The sequence below is a fragment of the Paenibacillus sp. S25 genome, from assembly GCF_019454085.1.
Classification (GTDB): Bacteria; Bacillota; Bacilli; order Paenibacillales; family Paenibacillaceae; genus Paenibacillus; species Paenibacillus polymyxa_B.
Genome location: NZ_CP073683.1, coordinates 1,368,589 through 1,388,475, shown reverse-complemented (window position 1 = coordinate 1,388,475; position 19,887 = coordinate 1,368,589). Strand labels below are relative to the sequence as shown.

19 protein-coding genes are annotated in these 19,887 nt (G+C 47.5%); 4 read left to right on the top strand and 15 right to left on the bottom strand.

The annotated features are described in order from the left end of the window. Window positions 1-175 precede the first annotated feature (175 nt). Window positions 176-574, bottom strand: coding sequence for a RidA family protein (locus KAI37_RS05945; RefSeq protein ID WP_071639888.1), 399 nt, complete (start codon window positions 572-574; stop codon window positions 176-178). A gap of 412 nt (window positions 575-986) precedes the next feature. On the opposite strand from KAI37_RS05945, the gene ku reads away from it, so the two are divergent. Then, window positions 987-1,901 carry a non-homologous end joining protein Ku gene (gene ku / locus KAI37_RS05940; protein WP_220030907.1) on the top strand — a complete coding sequence of 305 codons (915 nt, stop codon included), beginning with the start codon at window positions 987-989 and terminating at the stop codon, window positions 1,899-1,901. Between the two features lie 22 nt (window positions 1,902-1,923). Here the strand turns inward: ku and KAI37_RS05935 are convergent, their stop codons facing one another. The 8 genes from KAI37_RS05935 to KAI37_RS05900 form a co-directional block, all read right to left on the bottom strand. Further along, entirely contained in the window at window positions 1,924-3,729 is a 1,806-nt protein-coding gene (locus tag KAI37_RS05935) for an ABC transporter ATP-binding protein (RefSeq protein WP_220030906.1), read from the bottom strand. Window positions 3,730-3,751: 22 nt separating this feature from the next. After that, on the bottom strand, window positions 3,752-5,248 hold the full coding sequence (locus tag KAI37_RS05930; protein WP_220030905.1) for a nucleotidyltransferase domain-containing protein: 1,497 nt from the start codon (window positions 5,246-5,248) through the stop codon (window positions 3,752-3,754). Between the two features lie 28 nt (window positions 5,249-5,276). Beyond that, the gene (locus KAI37_RS05925) at window positions 5,277-5,762 is read right to left on the bottom strand and encodes a lasso peptide biosynthesis B2 protein (RefSeq protein ID WP_076292338.1); all 486 of its coding nucleotides are present in this window, start codon (window positions 5,760-5,762) and stop codon (window positions 5,277-5,279) included. A 1-nt stretch (window position 5,763) separates the two neighbouring features. After that, complete coding sequence (locus KAI37_RS05920) at window positions 5,764-6,066, bottom strand: lasso peptide biosynthesis PqqD family chaperone (RefSeq protein ID WP_071639883.1); 303 nt, start codon at window positions 6,064-6,066, stop codon at window positions 5,764-5,766. Next, the gene (locus KAI37_RS05915) at window positions 6,053-7,096 is read right to left on the bottom strand and encodes a dephospho-CoA kinase (RefSeq protein ID WP_220030904.1); all 1,044 of its coding nucleotides are present in this window, start codon (window positions 7,094-7,096) and stop codon (window positions 6,053-6,055) included. The genes KAI37_RS05920 and KAI37_RS05915 overlap by 14 nt, the downstream gene beginning before the upstream one ends. 190 nt (window positions 7,097-7,286) lie before the next feature. Beyond that, entirely contained in the window at window positions 7,287-7,415 is a 129-nt protein-coding gene (locus KAI37_RS05910) for a paeninodin family lasso peptide (protein ID WP_023987454.1), read from the bottom strand. 52 nt (window positions 7,416-7,467) lie between these two features. Further along, the gene (locus tag KAI37_RS05905; protein WP_071639881.1) at window positions 7,468-9,393 is read right to left on the bottom strand and encodes an asparagine synthase-related protein; all 1,926 of its coding nucleotides are present in this window, start codon (window positions 9,391-9,393) and stop codon (window positions 7,468-7,470) included. Continuing rightward, window positions 9,390-10,658, bottom strand: coding sequence for a sulfotransferase family protein (locus KAI37_RS05900; protein WP_220030903.1), 1,269 nt, complete (start codon window positions 10,656-10,658; stop codon window positions 9,390-9,392). Before KAI37_RS05900 ends, KAI37_RS05905 begins: the two co-directional genes overlap by 4 nt. Window positions 10,659-10,872: 214 nt before the next feature. On the opposite strand from KAI37_RS05900, the gene ligD reads away from it, so the two are divergent. Continuing rightward, entirely contained in the window at window positions 10,873-11,775 is a 903-nt protein-coding gene (gene ligD / locus KAI37_RS05895) for a non-homologous end-joining DNA ligase (protein WP_071639880.1), read from the top strand. Window positions 11,776-11,844: 69 nt separating this feature from the next. Here the strand turns inward: ligD and KAI37_RS05890 are convergent, their stop codons facing one another. Together KAI37_RS05890 and cls are read right to left on the bottom strand one after the other, a co-directional pair. Next, complete coding sequence (locus KAI37_RS05890; protein ID WP_025720446.1) at window positions 11,845-12,789, bottom strand: YitT family protein; 945 nt, start codon at window positions 12,787-12,789, stop codon at window positions 11,845-11,847. A gap of 195 nt (window positions 12,790-12,984) precedes the next feature. Continuing rightward, on the bottom strand, window positions 12,985-14,415 hold the full coding sequence (gene cls / locus KAI37_RS05885; protein ID WP_071639879.1) for a cardiolipin synthase: 1,431 nt from the start codon (window positions 14,413-14,415) through the stop codon (window positions 12,985-12,987). Window positions 14,416-14,561: 146 nt separating this feature from the next. Here cls and KAI37_RS05880 point away from each other — a divergent pair, with 146 nt between their 5' ends. Continuing rightward, on the top strand, window positions 14,562-15,593 hold the full coding sequence (locus KAI37_RS05880; RefSeq protein WP_076292336.1) for a M23 family metallopeptidase: 1,032 nt from the start codon (window positions 14,562-14,564) through the stop codon (window positions 15,591-15,593). A gap of 45 nt (window positions 15,594-15,638) precedes the next feature. After that, entirely contained in the window at window positions 15,639-16,100 is a 462-nt protein-coding gene (locus KAI37_RS05875; RefSeq protein WP_025720451.1) for a bactofilin family protein, read from the top strand. 39 nt (window positions 16,101-16,139) lie between these two features. Here the strand turns inward: KAI37_RS05875 and KAI37_RS05870 are convergent, their stop codons facing one another. The 4 genes from KAI37_RS05870 to KAI37_RS05855 form a co-directional block, all read right to left on the bottom strand. Further along, a complete protein-coding gene (locus KAI37_RS05870) occupies window positions 16,140-17,225 on the bottom strand; it encodes an AI-2E family transporter (protein WP_071639876.1) in 1,086 nt (361 codons plus the stop codon). Window positions 17,226-17,465: 240 nt separating this feature from the next. Then, window positions 17,466-18,248: an ABC transporter permease gene (locus tag KAI37_RS05865; protein WP_025720453.1), complete on the bottom strand. Its 783-nt coding sequence runs from the start codon at window positions 18,246-18,248 to the stop codon at window positions 17,466-17,468. Beyond that, window positions 18,241-19,161, bottom strand: a complete 921-nt coding sequence (locus tag KAI37_RS05860) for an ABC transporter ATP-binding protein (RefSeq protein ID WP_071639875.1) — start codon at window positions 19,159-19,161, stop codon at window positions 18,241-18,243. Before KAI37_RS05860 ends, KAI37_RS05865 begins: the two co-directional genes overlap by 8 nt. Before the next feature lie 109 nt (window positions 19,162-19,270). Continuing rightward, window positions 19,271-19,762, bottom strand: a complete 492-nt coding sequence (locus KAI37_RS05855; protein ID WP_071639874.1) for a hypothetical protein — start codon at window positions 19,760-19,762, stop codon at window positions 19,271-19,273. Window positions 19,763-19,887: the final 125 nt, after the last annotated feature.

Genomic DNA, 19,887 nt, shown 5'->3' with positions numbered 1-19,887 from the left:
GAAGGATGCAGATGCGGATAGCTCATCACTATGCGATGCTCGGTAATTGTTTAGTGCGTTTGCTTGCTACGACGGATGTACATTTTTCGTGAATTTAAACATAAAACAGCCCCAGCTTCTCACGAAGACCGGGGCTATCTATGATTCCATCCCATAAATGAGGTGCGTATTATTTTTATGCTTTAGCTGCCCAAATTTCAATTTCAATTTTTATTTCAGGCAATCCTAGAGCAGTAAGGTAGCCGATAGTCATTGCAGGATAATCATTCCCGAATAACTTTTCCCATTGGGAATACATGTAATCCCAATCTATCTGCTCAGTTGCCCATACATTTACTTTTATAATATTGTCAGCGGTTAATTGTTCGGCGTCCAAAACTGATTTAATGTTATTAAAAGTATTGCTGATTTGTAGGTTAAAGCTTTCTGGGAATTGGCCATTCTGATCTACTCCAACTTGACCCGAAGTCACGAATAGCTCTGAATTTCTGGGAACTTTAGTTATATGTGTGTAATTCCCTACTGGTTTCGGCATACCTGCCGGGTTTTTTCTAGTTATTTTTTCATATTTCATTTAATCGACCTCGTCATTTTTAAATTTTTCTACCGTTTCTTCTAACCACTTTTAGGCAGACTCCACCAATAAAAATGATTTTAGAAAAAAACAGCAGTAGAGTATCCATATCCAAAAGATATAAAGTTTAATGATCTTTTCTTCATGACATGAACACTCCTTTCTTATAAAATGTCAAAATCGTTGATTATCCCTTATCTTAATATAACTAATGTGACTTAACAACTTCATATCATTGTGTTATGCGATGTAGTCACACCTCAGAATGCAGATTAGTTGGCTTGCTCTTTTCTTTACACCTCATACAATCACTTGTACGAAGCATACTAAGTGAAAAATTATATGCTCATATCCCGGGGTGACCGGAAACGAAGGATGCAAAATGCGGATTTAAGAAAAGGAGGACTGCGGTATGCATACGGTCTGGAAAGGTGCGATCAGTTTTGGGCTGGTTCATGTGCCCGTTAAAATGTTTTCTGCGACTGAGGATAAGGACATTTCCATGCGTTATATTCACAAGGAGTGTGGAAGCCCACTTAGCTATGTACGAAAGTGTCCCGTTTGTGATAAGGAGGTCGAGTGGGAGGAAATTGGAAAAGGCTACGAGTATGAAAAAGGAAAATTTGTCATGTTCGACAAGGAGGAACTGGAGCAAGTTAGCGGACAAGCGGATAAAAATATTGTTATTTTAGATTTTGTAGATTTGCAGGAAATTGATCCGATTTACTTTCAGAAAACGTATTATTTGTCCCCGGATCAAGCTGGCTCCAATGCGTATAAGCTGCTCATGAATGCGATGAAGGATACCGGAAAAATCGGGATTGCCCAAATCTCCATCCGCTCTAAAAGCAGCCTGGCGGCTATTCGGGTGTTGGATGAATGTTTGGCGGTGGAGACGATGTTTTACCCCGATGAAATTCGCCCTATTGCTCAAGTGCCTAACTTACCGGGGCAGGAGGAGGTTAAAGAGAAGGAGCTGACCATGGCAAAAATGCTGATCGAGCAGCTATCTACACCTTTTGATGCAGCAAAGTATACGGATCAATACCGCGAGCGTCTGCTGGATCTCATTCAGCATAAAGTGGCTGGTGAAGAGGTGCGAATCGCCCCAACACAGCCTCAGACCAATGTAGTAAATTTAATGGCCGCCCTTCAGGCCAGCATCGAGGCAGTGCAACCTGTCGTTACCGATCCCGGCCCTGCTGCGAAAAAGCGCCCTGCGCGTAAACCAGCAGCCCCATCAGCACAGCAGGCTGTTGCAGGCGAGAACATCTCTCCGACTCCAGCCAAAAAGAAAAGAAGCACTGCCAAACGTAAAGAAACTTAAGCTGAGGTACAGAAAAGTCTGGTTAAGGGGTGGCGGTGACACTGCTTTGATACGATAGTAGCTGACTGAACGCCCCCCGCTCCTCTTGTTCCAGTTGGTGGTAGTTCCCCTGCTGTATGACCTCGCCTTGATCCAGTACGACAATTTGATCCGCATGTCTGATGGTTGACAGGCGGTGTGCAATGACGATCAACGTCATTTGACCTTTCATCCGTTCCAGTGCTGCCTGAATTGCGGCTTCATGCTCACCATCCAGCGCACTTGTCGCTTCATCTAGTATAAGTACCGAAGGATGATGCAAGACAGCCCGTGCTAATACTAGCCGTTGACGTTCTCCTCCAGACAGACGAATCCCGCGATCTCCAATTACTGTGTCCAGCCCTTCGGGCAATCTGGATACAAAGTTGTCTGCGGCGGCAAAATGTAACGCCTCCCATAGCTGCTGCTCACTAGCATCCTTATCTGCCAGCATCAAATTTTCGCGGACAGTCGCATGAAATAAAAAGGGGTCTTGTGACACGTAGCCAAACGACTGCCGCCACTGGAGCAACAATTCGTCGTCCAGCACAAGCCCGTCTATTGTAATCTGTCCCCCAGTTGGACGTAAAAAACCCATCAGGACATCGACCATTGTACTTTTACCTGCTCCCGATTTCCCTACAATGGCTGTCATTCCCCGAGCGGGTATGAACAAGTTAATATTACGCAGCGCAGACTCTGCTGCACCATCGTAGCGATAATCCAGATGGCTGCATTCGATCCCATGACGAAGGGACAGGGGTTGCCGTACAGATGCAGATACAATTAATGAAGGATCTGTGAAAGCTTCGCACTCCTGTTGCACCTTGGTGACACTTTCAAAAGCGGAGATCATAGACATGATGTATTCCAGACTCGCTTGAATAAGAGCAAATCGGGGCCATAAGCGGGAAAATATAAGAATCAGCACAATCAGTTTTTCAGGAGTAACATGCAGCCACTGCAGCGATATAAATATGACACTTGCGACAAAAACAGCTGCCGCTGTACGATGAAAAAACTGTGTGGTCGCATTTTGCCGGACAAATTGGGTCGTATTATCCTCCATGCGTTGTGTCAGGGAACGAAACCAATGGATATTCGCCGCTTCCAACAGATTGCTTTTAATATCTTTCATGCCGTTCATGTGATCCGTAATTCCAGCAAAATAAACCTGCGAAAGCTCAGTGGTACGATCACCTAATTGTTTGGCATTTCGAATGGAGCGGCGGAACACGACAAACAGCCCCAATCCACTCAGAAATACTAGTCCGGTTAAAGAGGGGGATAACCAAAAAGCCAACGCAATCTGGATCATCGTAAACATGACGGCTGTAGTCAGTTGAAGAAGCAAATTCGTTCCCTGACTGACACGCGCCAGCTCGGTCGTCATCACATGGCTAAAATCAGATTTACGCTGACGCAAATAAAATGCCCACTGCGCCTTCATAAAAGAAGTGTACACGTCTATTCGAAGGGAACGCATAAAACGCTGCTGAATCCGCGAATTCAGGATGGATTGGTAACGCTGAAGCATAGCCTGCCCTGTAAGCAGCACTATAAAAACCATCAACATCCCCGGCAACAGCCAGCTTTTAGGAATGAACGGCAAAAAATGTTCCAATCCACCAGACAGAAATGGCATTCCCGAATGACCGACAAATACGCCGATGGCCGCCAGCATAGGAACAAGCATATAAATGCCAAAACCCTCCAGCAGGCTGACAATGATCATACATCCAATATTGAGAAATAACGCACCGCCGTTCACGCTATACAGCTTTGTCATATATAATCGCAGGTGAACCATAATGCACACTCCTTATCGAGAGTCAGTGCTTTGAAAATCGCCGCTTCAGCCAAAGAAATGGACGTAAAGGGATATACAAAAAATGCAGCTGGCGAGGCAGTGGAAAAACGGCCGAATCCCCCGTAGAGGGAAACAAACGGCTGATGAGGTACCATAGTCTGTGTCTTGGCTCTTTTAAGGAAAGCAAGTAAGTGCGACTGACCGGCTGATGGGCAGCCGCCGTGTTTCTGGTCATGACTTGGCTGGAGGCGGCAGCTGGAGTAATGGGGGCACAACTGGTAGCGGTGCTCATCGGGCTATGATCGTCGTTACTGGCATCTTCCGTGATGCTAGTAACGCCACTGGTGGCAAGCATGGCTGCTTCGCCACAGGTATCGCATACTGAAGCACCGCCATTCGGAGGTGCGGCCTCCGCTTGCTCCGCCAAAGCTCTGCTGTACAGCGGCTCTGATGGAGCAAGCCTGCCTGTACCCGACCCGTTGGCAATCGGGTACGGTGCGGGAACGCTGGCCTGCATGAAGGCCAGCGCGCTCAGCGCGAGCCTGTGCGCCTGCCGGGTAGCCGATACCGGACGCATCGGCTCCGGTATCGGCGTACCCAACAGCGCAGCGGCGAGTGCCCAAGCCTGCCCGCCAGCAGGCAGGCCCCCGTAGCGGCGCATCATCGGCAGTAGCGCCTCCCAATCGACAGCACATACCGCAAGCCTGTCGATGTCAACCAGCCAGCGCAGCCTGAACCAGCCGTGACGCGCACCATGCGCACTCAAGTACAGAAATTGATGCTCGCTGCCAAGCGTATACATACAGGACGTCATCACAGTCCTGTTGTCGGCAGATCCCAACGTTACCTGCCGACTGGTTCCTGCAGCTTTGCCTATTTTCCGGCAGTTCCACAGCTCGTCAAAAGAGGGTTCCCCACCCCCATCCGGGTGAAGCCGCCAATGCAGCTCAATCTCTACCCGTTTTTGCAGATGGAGGTAGGATGCATGATGGTCCTTCCATTTCCAACTGCCAAGGACACGCACTTCTCCGCTCTTGGACGCATATCCGGCTTCCTTCATCCAATGCTCAGCCTCATCCATATCGTCAGGGGCAATGAGTAAATCTATATCCTTGGAGGTACGCAGAGAAACATCCCCGTACAATTGCTGCGCTAGAGCAGGACCCTTCAACATAAGCACACGAATTCCATGAGCTATGAGCAGCCTGGTCATACGCTCGGCTTCTGCTTGAAGATGGAGCATGCGAAGCGTGTTTCGATGATACTGCGCCTGAAGGTTTCGCAACAATTCTGCGGGAACGAACGGATGATTCAATGTTTTCAGTTGGAGATACACCGTAGGTACCACTCGATGGTGCTCGGTCAGACGTAAAAAGCGGACCCAATCCATCTCACGCAGCTGGGTAGCAGCAGTCTTATCCTGCCAATGAGAAACGTCTTTCCCCAATAGAGAGAGTAACAACGTTAATTCTTGATCCTCATTCCAATTCGCAAGTTCCAAAACAGACTTGGTGGGCATGCATTCTTCTCCTTCTTGTCTCATCGCATTAAAGCAAAGAACTACCTTTATATTCCATCTTTGTATTTGTATCCGTCACAGCGCGTCTCCCGAATATCCCCACCACCGTAAATGCTTCCATCTCCCGTTTCCCCGTAACATAAATCGGTCCGCTACGTACCCATGCATGTGCGGCCAAGCGGCCAGCGGCATTTTTGGCTGTGCCCAGATACAGCGTGCAGTCCAGTTTTCTGCGCCCCAGCAACGTCATCGCCGCAGCGGCTTGTACAAGACAACTACTGCGCCAAGGAGTATAACGGCTTGCCAGCTCTACAGCGTGCGAAATCTGCTGGATGCACTTCTCCTGCCTGACATCACACTGCCATGGAGTTTCTTCCATACATATGCCCCAAACCCTTGAGTAATCCCCAAAAGAACGACGCTGGCGCAGCCTCGCCCATCCCAGCTCCAACCAGGCTTCCGGCAACAATCTCCTAACCTCTGGAGACAGGAGAAGAAGCCGTTGTATCCGCATGCTATACCGACTCCCGTAGAAGCTTTAAAAGTCCTTCCCGCTCCAACTCAGCCACAAAGGAATGTACCTGCTGTCTGCACTGTTCCTCGTCCACCTCATATTCATTCGTCAGGACAGTTACGATATCGCCAAGGGAAGGACCGGATTCTGCCAGTTCCCAGATTCGTCCTCCTGTGAAGCCTAAGTTATAATATTTACCAGTGTTAATGCTCATCATCACTTTTTCTCCGTCCATATCACTGACATAGACCTCTTCACCGTAAATGACACGATAATGGTCTTTAGCTGGATTAGTGGCTGCCATAACTCTTTTCCTCCTTACGAATGATATCAAGTACCCGTTGTACAACCTCGGACGCAGTAAAGACGGAACTATCCCTCAGCAGCCGCCAGCCCTCTACTTTACGAGCCATCCTAGCCGCTGTATCAAACGACCATTCACTCAAACCCATTCGCGGAAGAATCACCCTACGATATGTATGTTGTAGTAATGTATGCAAGCACTCCAGAACGTTCAAGGGCTGTTCCGTAACCGCCATTAGCTCCCCTTCGCGCATCAACGCACGGATTGGAGAATCTGCCACAAGCTCGAATACGCCCCCTAAGGGCAGCGGATCGTTAAAAAATTCATCTACGGCGGGTACGGCATATTTATTCAGCTCACCTGCAAGCATACGCAGATCTTTGTATTGTGGCATTACAGAATTGCCATCAGTTAGGGACCGTATGTTATTTCTTTTGCGTGCATGCTTGTTCTCCCGCAAAGCCTCCAGTTGGAGCAAGCTATCCAACCCCAGCTTTTGCTGCGGATAAGCTGGATACACGACGGCTGAGGAAGCCGTAGCTTTTACAGCAATCACGTCATCACTAACCATCTGATAACCTGTCTGCCTAAAAGCAGCAGCCAGTGTCGATTTGCCCGTACCCGATTCACCCACAAATGCGTAGGCCTTCCCCCCAATGACGACCGCACTTCCGTGAATAGGTAATATTCGTCTTTGCATCAGCAGAACACCCATGCATGTACCCAGTACAAACAGCCGCACGGTGTCAGGATCGGCCCCGGAGAATATGCTTACCTCGATCTCCTTGCCTTCCCTGACGGCATAAATGGCCGTGCCTGGTATTTGGAACATAAATTGCTCATCTAGCATCACAAAATTGGCCTGCTCCAGCTGATCACTCCATGCAGTTAAATCAGCTTGTCGAATGACTACATCCTCTACTGCTTCCGGTGCTGCCAGGATCAGCTCAGGCAGATTAAGCTCACTGGAAATCCTGAGTCCAAAGGCTATATATTTCGTCCAACTGACATTTGCACTCCTGTCATGCACGATAGGACTCACTCCTCTGTCCTTAAAAATCCCGTCTTTATTTCTTGGGCAATACCTCTAACCCGAAGAAATAAAGACGGCTTTGTATTGAATACGAGTCCAATGGATTATGCTATTCTCGTTCATTTAGTCGTTATCGGACCAGTTTTTTCGCTTCCAGCCCAACATCGGCTGCATGTATAACCATGTGTTAGCTTGGATTATGAAGATCGGCATCGTGGTCAGACACCCAGTCAATCTGTTTCCAGCCTTTACCCGCCATAGTCTGGTTAATATCCAGCACCTCTATCGTCGGTTCCTGCCATTCTTTTTTACTCATCTCATCACCTCCCCTCCAACGAATGGCGGACTGTCTGACCGGATAGGTTCGATCAGTTCAATCTACAGAGAAAACGGTACACGATCAGGCTATGCATTAGTAGTCGTATATTCGGATCAGACGCCTGCTCAGGGCGGGGGTCGTGAAGTTTCGCCATAGCCGTCTTAATAAACTCAATATTGAGATATTCGGCGGCTCGTAAATCATGACACATCAGTTGAAGCTCTCCCATAAACGTATCCCAGCAAGGAAGCATTCGATGTAACCAATCTGCAGGCTGTACACCCCGTACCCGCTGGTTCAACCGAACGTCATCAGGTAGATGATCACGCATGGCCGTACGAATGAGGGCACGGTCCCGACCGTTTTGCACATACTGTTCAAAAGGCACCGATAAGCAAAAGCGAATCACTCGGCTGTCTCCGGTCGGATCACGTTCCCACAGGCCATACTGTAGTGAAAGTTTGGTCGCGACCACACCATTTTTGTTAGCAATCGCCAAATTCGAAAATTTCTCTTTTCTCGTCTGATCGGCGTTTTTCATCCAGCCTGTTCCGCTCAATACAGGAATATCTTCTACATGCATCCGTTTGGCAAACTCCGGGTGGATCAGTGAAGGAACGGGACTTCGATTGCTACGCCGCAGCCATGAACGAGATTCAAGCGAAGTCGCTTTTTTCAACATCACAGGGAGTAGATGAGACATACGCCTGCCCGTAAGCTTGCTGTACCGCCACAATCCCTGAAAGGATTGCAACCAGTGCAAACGACGAAACTGCCGGGCATAATAGTCTAGTGCAGGACCCCACGATACGGTAAAATTGCCTCGTGCCCCGGTCAATAGTACACCGACATTGTGCTCCTGTGCTTTTTCATAAAAACCTCTGATCCAGAAAGAGTTTTCAAAATATTTGTAGGGTGCTTCCATGAGTTCCAGCCAAATATCAATTTCTGAAAACGGACTTTTCCCCTCAAAATCCATATAATTCTCGTGAATGTTTCCTACATAGCGAGCCGTAGACTGAATATAGCTTCGTTCGTTCGCCAGCAATGTAGGCGGTGTCCAGTCTGTAAAATCTTGAACAGGCACATAGCTGTAGGCATGCAGCGGCTTTTGTTGCAAGTGCAGCGATGGCGCGGCAAAGCTGGCAACCGCCCCAGAATCCAGCCCTCCGCTCAAGGCAGCCCCTACAGCGCGATGCGTCCGTAGTCGGGCAGTGACCGCCTGTGTGAACACCTCGCGGAAAGCTTCTATGTACTCGCCTCCTGTTTTGAGCCGCAGTGGCTCTACCTTATCCAGACATGCATATTTATGAAGGGTTCGCTTCCCCTCCTCCATAGTGAACCAATGTGCAGGAGGAAGCTGGTTGATATGCTTGTATGCGGTCGTTCCGATATCGACGGATTCCTGCATGGCACGGATGGACAAAAATTCGGCCAGCCACGGTTCATGCAGTTCTTTTCGCAGAGAGGACAGGGCCAAAAGTGGAGCGACTACCGTGCTAAACGCGAATCCTCGATCATGTTGGTAGATGTACAGCGTACGATTTCCTGTCATATCTCGAGCACCATATAATCGATGTTCCTTGGCATCCCAAATGACAAAGGCAAAATCACCTATCAGATAACTGGCTGCTTCCACTCCCCATTTGTCATATGCCAGCAAAATCAGCTCGCTGTCCGTGATATCTTGCCGCCGTTCCTGCTCAACTCCCAGCCGTTCAAACAGCTCGGAACGATTGTCAATAATCGCATCCGCTGTGATTGCCAAATCTCTTAGCTCATCATAGAAGGGAAGACGCTCATGAACAGATTCCGGGGTCACATGCTGAGCATGACAACCCAAAAAAATTGAGCCTTCGCACCAAGCGCATACGCGGTCAGCGGGATATTTTCGCAGGGCTTGCATCATTTTCCCGCCTTCTTCGGTGCTTACGGACTCATGCCCAAAGCTATAGATTCCGGCAATCGCACTCACGTTCTTCCCCCTTTTTCTTTTCCTATACTTGATAACGCTACAGACGCCAAGCGCCCGAGCTTACGGGCAAAGAGGTTGCGAGATCGGAGACCTTGATCTGGGCGTTGATAGCTTTGGAGCTGAGCGATAAGACGGTTCCGCTCCTCATAGCTATGTGCCAACCTGTTTTCCAGTGATTGAATCCGTCTATCGCTCACGATCTGGTCCACCTGCATCCTTGCTAGATCTTGAGGTACAGTATGACGGGTTGCATTTATCACAAGTTCTCTGTTATCTGCATCCTGGTCTTCCAGCATCCGATAACCTGCCTTCCATTCAAAGCCGCTTTGTTGGAGAAATTGTTGTGTACGTTGACTCAGCAGTTCTATATCCGGCTCATCTTCAAAGCGGACTCCAGTCATCTGCTCAGCCTGCTCCAACGCTTCCGCGTAACCAAGCTGCCTAAACATGCGGGACCCAATGCTTCTGCAATATAGCTCAATTTCCGTTTTACTCAACAAATGTTGCCAGCTATGTACCGAATCCTGATGCGCCTGCTCATGCTCTCCTACGAATGGATCACCCGCTCCCATACTATAAAAAAGACTGGATTTGGGCGTCTCCGCAAAGTCTCCGTACTTTTCCATCCCCGGCTCATACTTGATCCCCAGAAAACTGCACAGCTTCTCGATCTCCATCGTTGGATTGGATACGAGCTGTTCATACCTAAGCGGGTATGCAAGTGGATGAGGTGTAGCAAAATAATGAGCATAACGGAACAAACCAACTGTAATATCCGTCATTTTCATATTAAAATGCGGACTCCCCAGTTCTTCCAGCAGTTGAAAACGTCCATTCCGTAGCTGATTGACCTTTTTAAATGAGGCCACGATGGCCAAAGGATTCCGGATAAGCCACAGCCTGCGGGCAGTAGGGAATAAACGGTCTATAAATTCCAGCACCGTATAGTAACGCGGAGATTTGTCGATAAGCATATCTGCTGTTGTTCCTTGAAGCAGACCATTATATATTTCAAGTGCATACGAACGGGAGGCCTGCTCCAATACGTCGGAGGGAACCATGCCTTTAAAAAATTGCCGAAGTATGCCTGTTCCTCCATATGGCCGTGCATGTGACTGAGGAAGATCATATAAACTGAGCAGAAACCACATTTCCTGTGTGGCAAACAGGCGGGAATGGTTTTGCAAAATGGCGGTAAGCAGCGAGCTTCCACTCCGAGGGACACTTAACAGGAATACCAGCCCTCCGCCTTGCTTTTCAATCAAGCAAACTCCTCCTCTACCTCTGCTCAAGACACTTTAATAGATACATATCGTATTTTTTATTATAAATTTATGATACATAATGTATCTTGTCAATCCCTTTGATGGATAAATTCAGCACTTCACGTTCATGTTAATCCATATGTAGATCTATAAGTTCAACAATCAGTCTGTAAATAAAGATTTTGCTGCATGTTAGACAAAGGAGGATAGCACTATGGGACAAGCCGTTAAAGGTACCATTACCATTGAAGGCCAGGAAATTCCTATCACAAACCCGGATAAACCACTGTGGCCTGAAGCAGGCGTGACTAAGGCGCTATATCTTCGCAAGCTGGCGGTATTAGCTCCCTTCCTGCTCAAATATTGCCATCATCGTCTGCTGACCGTCATTCGCTGGCCACATGGGATTCACGGTGATTTTTTTTATCAGAAAAATGCCCCACGTCCTCGGCCGGACTATATTGAAACCGCTCTGCATGATGGTATTGAATATATCGTGCTCGGCAAATTGCCACAACTTCTCTGGCTTGGTAATCAAGCTGCGTTGGAATTCCACCCCTCTCTGCATGAAGCGGGAAGCAAGCTGCCCTGTGAATGGATGATTGACCTTGATCCATCCAGAGAGGTGGAGCCACGTATTATGGAGGCAGCCTCTATTGTCGGTGAAGTACTAGCTTCGCTTGGTTTGGATTCCGTCCCTAAAACATCTGGGGCCACAGGTGTACAAATTATCGTTCCGATCCGTACAGGCATAACCTTCGACGAACTTCGCAGCATCGGGCTATTAGTTGGACAGTTTGTGACAGAAAAGCACCCGCATCTGTTCACACTCGAACGGTTAAAGAAGGATCGGGGAACAGCCATCTATTTTGATTATTTGCAGCATTATCAGGGAAAAACTTTGGCCGCTCCTTATACCCCGCGGGCACGCCCCGGCGCTACGGTCTCCACTCCGCTAACATGGGAAGAGGTACGGCAAGATGTATCACCACTTGACTACCATTTGCTGAATATTGAGGAACGACTAAACCAGGTAGGCGACTTGATCGACAAGGTTCCTCCCCAGCCCGTAGAAGACGTCCTCAAGCATATGCGCACCAAGGCACACCCAACCTGATCAATGCTTGGAAGAACAAAAAAGGGGACGAACCCCGCAGCCATTAGGCTGAGAAATTGTCCCCTTGCGCTAGTGTATTCCTTTTTTCTTAAAGCGTCCGCCCTTCACATCGTGAATGTTACCGATCGCAACGAAAGCGTGCGGGTCCCAATCTTCAACGATGCTCTTCAGCTTAGCTTCCTCCAGTCGGGTAATGACAACGAAAATCACTTTCTTGCTTTCGCCCGTAAAGCCGCCTTCACCTTCCAGATAAGTTACGCCCCGTCCAAGACGGTCTGTCAGGGCATCCCCGATATCACGGTATTTTTCACTAATAATCCAGACCGATTTGGACTGATCCAGACCCTCAATTGTAATATCAATCATTTTCATGGCGATATAATAAGCAATCATGGAATACAGGGCATTCGGCCAACCGAACACAAAACCTGCACTTCCCAGAATGAAGATATTAACGAACAGTACGATCTCACCGACCGAAAAAGGAGTTTTTTCACTGACGAGAATAGCTACGATCTCTGTTCCATCCAGCGAGCCGCCAGACCGAATCACAAGACCCACCCCAACGCCGAGAATGACGCCCCCAAAGATAGCACCCAATAGTGGTTCGCCAGGAGTCAATGCACTTACATTGTGAAGTAACGCGGTACCGATGGACATCACGATAATGCCAAATAATGTGGATAAAGCGAAGGTTTTACCGATTTGTTTGTATCCGATAAGTAAAAATGGAAGGTTCAACAGGGTCAGGAAAATGCCGAGTGGATAGCCAGTAATCTTGGAGGCCATGATGGAAATACCTGTAACGCCTCCGTCAATAACGCCGTTAGGAACCAGAAATATTTCGAGGCCCACTGCCATAAGCGCCGCACCGAAAATAATCATGGCCGCACGCTGAAACAGGCGTTTTGCTTTGTTCTTCGGATTAGCTGGAATTTTGCTGATCTTGGTCAACTCTCCGGTTACATCTGTGATATCAGACAGATTTTGAACTTCCTTGCTCACTACACTCATATATAAATCCCCCCGTTACAGTATGGTATATTGGACCGAAAAAGGGGCTGCTATCCGCAGTCCCCTCTCCTTTACCGCGCTTGTGTTATATGAATAGTATACCATAAAACTGTGATTTTGCGCAAAAAAGTTAGCAAAGAGCACATAAATCACAATAAAGCGGGATTATATCGATAAAAACGGCGAAAACCGCCTTTAAAGGAGTGGAGAGAGCATGCGAGTTAGAATTTCAGCTATTTTCTGAGATCGAGGCCGTCTGCGGAACACGTTTAAATCTATGCGTGAGGAGTTGGAAATGTCCTCTACAAAATCTTCCGAAAGCCGTTCCAGCGCTGAATTAGCAAAAACTATAGCGGTCAACTCAAAATTATAGAAAAAGCTGCGCATGTCCATATTGGCGGTCCCGACCGAGCCGAGTAAATCATCAACAATCACCACTTTGGCGTGAATAAATCCTTTTCGATATTGGTAGAACTCCACCCCTGCCTCCAGCAGTTCTTGCACATAGGATAAAGACGCCAGATGAACCAGCTTTGAATCGGATTGGTAGGGAATAATAATTTTCACATCTACGCCACTGACTGCTGCCAGCTTGAGCGCCTCATAAATCCCCAGATCGGGAATAAAATACGGCGTCGTAATCCAAATCCGCTTCTTGGCAACTGTGAGCGCTCCAAAACACATTTCCTGAATCGTATCCCAAACCTGATCGGGACCGCTGCTCAAAATCTGTACTTCCTCATCCCCGGTGCAGGTATGTGGAGGAAATAAATTCACATCCATCAGCCTTTCCCCTGAGGCCAGCTTCCAGTCGCTAAGAAATGCATTTTGCAGAAAATAGACGCTATCTCCTTCAATCTGCAAATGCGTATCCCTCCAAAATCCCACTTTGGGATATTTTCCGAGATAATCGTCGCCTACATTAATCCCCCCCACAAATCCGATCATGCCGTCCACCACCACGATTTTCCTGTGATTGCGATAGTTAATCCGGCGGTCCAACGTGGCGAAAAACGGAGGTAGAAAATAATGAAATTCCACTCCCGCCTCACTACAGGTACGAATAAAGGAATAGGGCAAATGGTAGCTTCCTACACCGTCCACAACGAATCGTACCTTTACTCCCTCACGTGCCTTGCGGATCATGACCTCTTGAAACTTTCTTCCGATTTCGTCGGCCCGAAATATGTAAAACTCCACATGGATATGATGTTGCGCATTTTCCATCGCTATCAGCATAGCCTCGAAGGTTTCTTCACCGTTCGTCAGCACACGTGTGCGATTACATCCAGTCAACGGGTTTTCCGACATACGAATTAACTGGTTAAACAGACGCTCCTGATGCTTGAAATGAGGATTATGCATTTGCTCCACCTGTTCAATCACCTTGGATTGCGCCCACAGACGCTCGCGAAATTCACGAAACAGCTGCGATCCCCCTTTTCGAACCATTTTGCGCTTCTGATAATCCTGTGCAACAAAGTAGTACACGACAAAGCCAATGAGCGGGAAGCAAAACAAAATAAAAAGCCAGGCTACCGCTTTGGACGGCTTGCGAAATTCAAAGAGCAGGATCGTCCCGGTCTGAAAAATAAAAACAATTAAAACCAACAGCAACCACAGCATGTCTAAGCCTCCTTATATATCTCAGGATTTTGGAAAATCCTCATCTACGTTTTATACTAAGCTCCAATTTTTTTGACATGTTTGCCTCTTAAGCTGAATAGATAGTAACCAAGCACTATAGGAGCGATGTCCGGAAAGGAGCGATTATGAAAAAAGGAAGCCTAAATCGCCGGATGACCCTGCTTGTTATTCGGGATGCACAGCAACCACCCAAGCAGCTACAATGCTCTACAGCCGCTGTCATTCTCGTCCCAACTCTTGTGATCGCATCTATCTCTACACTTGTGATCGGACTGCAAATCCGTTCTTCCCATATTATCTCCCAAATGGAAACGAATCTTGCTGTCCAGAGTTTGCAGATGGAGGTCACGGTAGCGGACAAGGATGCAGCCATTGGGCGACTACGGCAGGAAGTCATGGAGCTGACGAATCAAGCCACCAATATTCGTGAACGCCTCCAGCGTGTAACGGAGCTGGAACAGCAAATGCAGCAATTCATTCGAAAACACGGAAACTCATCTGCCACAAGTAACCATAAAAAGACCATGACGCCGCTCTCCTTGGATGCTTCCGGCCATATCGGAGGTGAGCTGATCGCAGTGCATGAAAATACTGCCCTCCTAACTCGCAAGGCAATGGATGATTTTCAGGAGATCGAATCTCTGTTGGACACGGTGGAACGTACGGTTCCCCGCTCTATTCAGCAAGCAAATGCCGTACAGCAAAATCTGGAGCGCAAACAAGCCGCACAGCTACTCCAGACTCGTAGGCTGGCTCTTGCCGAGCAAGGGAATCCCTCCGTTTGGCCTGTCGGTTCACGGCGAATGACCTCCAGCTTCGGCTATCGCAGCGACCCTTTTACGGGTAGATCTGCCTTTCATTCAGGCGTGGACATTGCCGGACAAACCGGTGATCCTGTCTATGCAGCTGGGGCGGGCACCGTCTTGGAGGCTGCTTCTAGCGGAGCCCGCGGCAAGTGCATCATCATCCAGCATCCTGACGGGCTCCAGAGCTGGTATATGCACCTGAGCGGCATGCAGGTGGCTCCGGGGGATCGTGTCCACAAAGGACAGACCATCGGTCTGCTGGGAAGTACCGGGAGAAGCACAGGACCTCACCTTCATTTTCAGATCGTCAAGCATAACCAACCTGTCGATCCATTACTGTATGTACAATAAGGATTTTTCAAAATCTTTACAATAAAAGATTGGGGGAAAACCATCATGTTCAAGGAATCCAAAAAAAAGCTCTCCGCCCCAGCTATGGATACACTGCTCGCTAATGGCACCAGCTTTGAAGGTACAGTTGAGGCAGAGGCCAATATTCGGATCGACGGTCATTTTCAGGGCGATATCCGCAGCACTCGTACTGTCGTCATTGGAGAATCTGCTGTTGTACGTTCGGACATCATCGCACGAGACGTCATTCTTGCCGGTAAGGTGTTCGGCAGCATTACTACAGAAGGACGACTGACCATTACGCCGACAGGTGAACTGTACGGAAATACGGCAACCGCTGCATTGGTCATTTCTGAAGGTGGTATACTGGACGGCACAATTCAAATGAACCGAACAAAGGATGTAGAGTTGTCAACTTCTACGGATGAGTCAAACGACGAAACCCAATCTAGTTTCAGCAAAAACAAGGAGGACAGCCAAGCCGCTCTGCAATCCGAAGCAGGATAAAGTCAGTATATACTCCTTTAAATCCAGTGCATTTTCCATTCATTCCATAATATCCTCCACTCTGCGCTCCAAAAATAATTGGTACACCTTGCGTATGACGATTTTTCCGCACATATACAATGGAATCACCAAAATGATACCCAGAATCCCGAGCAGGTCGCCACCAACTAACAGTAAAATAACGACAGTCAACGGATGAATATCCAGCTGCTTGCCAAAAACTATAGGTGACAACCAATTATCCTGAATTTGCTGTGCAGCGATCACCACGACCAGGGACCAGAGTGCCATCGAAGGTGATTCGAGAAATCCAATAATAACCACAGGTATAGAAGCAGCCACTGCCCCCACATAGGGAATAAAATTAAGAAAAATCGAAATAACGGCGAGCAGCAAGGCATAAGGCAAACCAATAATTAAAAATCCAAGGAACATCATCACACCCAACGCGACATTAATCAGCACCCGACTCACGATAAAGCTGCTGAGTGCACTATCGATATCTTCCATAACCTCCAATACGTCCTTGTGATATTTTTTTGGAAAGAAGTTTAGCATTTTAGGGCCAAACTTGCTCCCTTCCTTCAGCATGTAATAGAGCAATATTGGAAAGGTAGCCAATACAATAAAAAAATAGGACACGAACGATACCAGCTTTACCGAATAATCAGACAGTGTCGAAAAAGCTTCGTTCAACGTATCTGACAGTTGTGACAGCGGGTCTTCACCCGGAGGCAGTACTTGTCTCAAGGATTGATTATGCCGCCATTGGCTCAATTGATCAACCAGACTTTTAATGAGCTTCGGCGCATTTTCAAATAAATTGGTAACTTGATCACGCAGCGTAGGCCACACACCCCATGAGAAAACAAACAATAACACTCCAATGACCAAATAAATCAGCAAGATGGAGATAGATCGTTTGATTTTTCTCCGTTCCATTACATCTACAATCGGCCTCAATAAATAATAGAGGAAAAAAGATAGCATTAACGGTACCACCAGCAAGCTGACCAAGGATACGAGAGGACTAAATATAAAACTTACTTTGGTGCCCAAGTAAATGATGAGTAATAGCATGACGATACCTGTAGTCAGACGAAAAAAACGATTATTTTGCAGCATATCATGCGGCCCCCTCTGTTCTGTTTCTCTCTACCTCTTTAAACGTAAAATGACCCTATTGATTGATTCTTGCTGAAAATAGATTACAATATACCCCTGTATGCAGAATGTGTAGCAAAAATAACCTAAATACAGGAAAAATAGTCTTAAATGAGGATTTTGCAAAATCCTCAAATAACAAAAGGACGTCCAAATGCTAGGCATTTGAACGTCCTTTATGTAACTCTAAGACACTTCGATTTAGGTTGAAACATCCCGTTTTACGAAAACCACCCAGGCAATGGCGATAAAAATCACATAATATGCAGCCAGCACGGTGAGCGAAAAGGTTAGACTGGAACTTACCGTACCCGGCGGCATATCTAAATATTTTTTCAGATCCATATGCGTAAATAGAACGTATTTGGTCCATTCAAAACGATCTGTGCTGAACAAGCCAATCGTGTTATAAACTGTTTTGGTGAACATCATGAACAGTGACAGCCCAATCGCCAAGGCACTGGAACGGAAAACAGCGGACAGCATAAAAGCAAAGGCCATCGTCACGAATAAGGCGATATAGCTATACAAGAAGTTCAGCGTTACGTAAGATATCGGATCACTGAACAGCGGAACAGAACCCGCTGGTGCATCCTTGGATAACATCACCCATGAGGACAGCGTAACCATCAAAATCAAAATGATCGTTCCGAGCAAACTGAACAAAATCACGGATATATACTTGGACAACAATATTTTGCTGCGAGTCCAAGGTCGGATGAGCAGCAGTTTAATCGTTCCCCAAGTAAATTCACCAGCCACCGAATCAGCGGCTACAATGACCGTAAACGTCGTATTGAGGAAAAATGTAAATAACGTCGTCAACGCAATCCCATCCCACACACTGACCTGATCGGAAACCAGGGAAATCAGCATAGGAATCGCAGCAGTAATGACCGCCAGCAATCCCAGCATAATCCATGTGCGCACACGCAGGTAAATTTTCAGATTTTCGTTATGTACCAGCTTGAAGAAATCACCCAATGACCCCGCCTCCCGTCACTTCCAAAAATTGATCTTCCAGCGTACGGGCAACCGGGCGAATCGCATATACTTTAATGCCATTTGCAGCCAGCAGGCTGTTCATCTCTGCAATCTGTTCCCGCTCCAGGTGAAGCAGCAGTTGATTACCTTGGACGCGCCCTGCTCCAGCAAGCGCATAAGCTTGTTCGGCATCATTTACCTCAAAAGCAATTTCCGCCTTCTGCACTTCCTCCCCTGTATTCTTCAGTTGCTTGATATCAACCAGCCGTCCGCTCTGAATAATAGCTACACGGTCGCACATCAGCTCCATCTCGGACAACAAATGGCTTGATACGAATACGGTAATTCCTTCCTTACGGGCCAATTGACGCAAATAATCCCGCAGTTCACGAATACCCTGCGGATCCAAGCCATTGGTCGGCTCGTCCAGCACAAGCAGCTTCGGTCGATGCAAAATCGCCTGAGCTACCCCAAGTCGCTGCCGCATCCCGAGCGAATAGGTTTTTACTTTATCATGAATTCGGTTTCCGAGTCCCACCAGACGAATCGCTTCATCCACGCGCTCTTGTGTTACCCCAGGAGACATTCGCGCAAAATGCTGCAAATTTTGATAGCCTGTCAAAAACTTGTACATTTCCGGGTTCTCAACAATCGCGCCGACATGGGAAACAGCCTTTTCAAAATCGGTATTGATGCTGTCTCCACAAATATGAATATCGCCCTTGCTGATCGAAATCAGGCCAACCATCATACGGATGGTGGTCGTTTTACCCGCACCATTGGGTCCAAGGAAACCAAATACCTGCCCCGCCGGAACCTCCAGCGTCAGATCATCCACGATCGCTTTTGAGGAAATGATTTTACTCACACCCTCCATACGTATGACGGGAACCTGTCCTGTCGCTTGCTGCATGCTTTGAAACTCCTTCCATCCGGAGTGAAGCTGTGATCCATTTTACTGTACATTTCCGGTTTTGGAAGTATTGTACCATATTTAACCTTTTAGAAACACCACGCAACCTCTATTCCTTGTCCTTGTATATCCAAAGCACCCGCCACTTCTCATCTTCCTGCGTCAAATAACAAGGCTGTACGATATCAAAATTGCCGAATCGGGTCTTGTAATGCTGAGTGACCGTAATACGGTAAACCTTCCCTAACTCTTCCCCATTCTGATCGGTACGAATGTCATATTCAGCCTGCGGCTCCCCCAGTTCAAACGTGAACGTATCCGTCCCCATATCCTGCATAAAAACGTGCGCACGCTGCTGTACATACGTGGACTTCTCGAATTTCTTTTTCATTTGCGAATGAAAAAACTCCCATGAGCCTCCGAAATTTCCCGATTGCTCCATAGTGTAGAACTCGTTCAGTGCTTCTACCGCTTGATCGCCCTCGCCTGTAGACATCACCCCATGCAGACCCAGCCACAGCAACCATAACAATCCACATATGATTGCAAAATATAATAGCTTACGGACGAACACCGAAGCCGCTCTCCTTCTAAACAGCACACATTGCCCCTCCCTCTGTTGGACTATACCGAATTCTCTACAGATGTATGTGGGACAAGCCTTTTTTAGAAGACTTTATAAGAAAATAACGGGTGACCTCCCAATAGGGCACCCGTCTACATAAG

Coding starts and splice junctions, on each gene's coding strand:
- KAI37_RS05920 (WP_071639883.1), bottom strand. CDS start 6,066: ATGGCAGCCACTAATCCAGCTAAAGACCATTATCGTGTCATTTACGGT.
- KAI37_RS05910 (WP_023987454.1), bottom strand. CDS start 7,415: ATGAGTAAAAAAGAATGGCAGGAACCGACGATAGAGGTGCTGGATATT.
- KAI37_RS05870 (WP_071639876.1), bottom strand. CDS start 17,225: ATGCTGCAAAATAATCGTTTTTTTCGTCTGACTACAGGTATCGTCATG.
- KAI37_RS05890 (WP_025720446.1), bottom strand. CDS start 12,789: ATGAGTGTAGTGAGCAAGGAAGTTCAAAATCTGTCTGATATCACAGAT.
- KAI37_RS05860 (WP_071639875.1), bottom strand. CDS start 19,161: ATGCAGCAAGCGACAGGACAGGTTCCCGTCATACGTATGGAGGGTGTG.
- KAI37_RS05880 (WP_076292336.1), top strand. CDS start 14,562: ATGAAAAAAGGAAGCCTAAATCGCCGGATGACCCTGCTTGTTATTCGG.
- KAI37_RS05925 (WP_076292338.1), bottom strand. CDS start 5,762: ATGCGGATACAACGGCTTCTTCTCCTGTCTCCAGAGGTTAGGAGATTG.
- ligD (WP_071639880.1), top strand. CDS start 10,873: ATGGGACAAGCCGTTAAAGGTACCATTACCATTGAAGGCCAGGAAATT.
- cls (WP_071639879.1), bottom strand. CDS start 14,415: ATGCTGTGGTTGCTGTTGGTTTTAATTGTTTTTATTTTTCAGACCGGG.
- ku (WP_220030907.1), top strand. CDS start 987: ATGCATACGGTCTGGAAAGGTGCGATCAGTTTTGGGCTGGTTCATGTG.
- KAI37_RS05875 (WP_025720451.1), top strand. CDS start 15,639: ATGTTCAAGGAATCCAAAAAAAAGCTCTCCGCCCCAGCTATGGATACA.
- KAI37_RS05930 (WP_220030905.1), bottom strand. CDS start 5,248: ATGCCCACCAAGTCTGTTTTGGAACTTGCGAATTGGAATGAGGATCAA.
- KAI37_RS05935 (WP_220030906.1), bottom strand. CDS start 3,729: ATGGTTCACCTGCGATTATATATGACAAAGCTGTATAGCGTGAACGGC.
- KAI37_RS05945 (WP_071639888.1), bottom strand. CDS start 574: ATGAAATATGAAAAAATAACTAGAAAAAACCCGGCAGGTATGCCGAAA.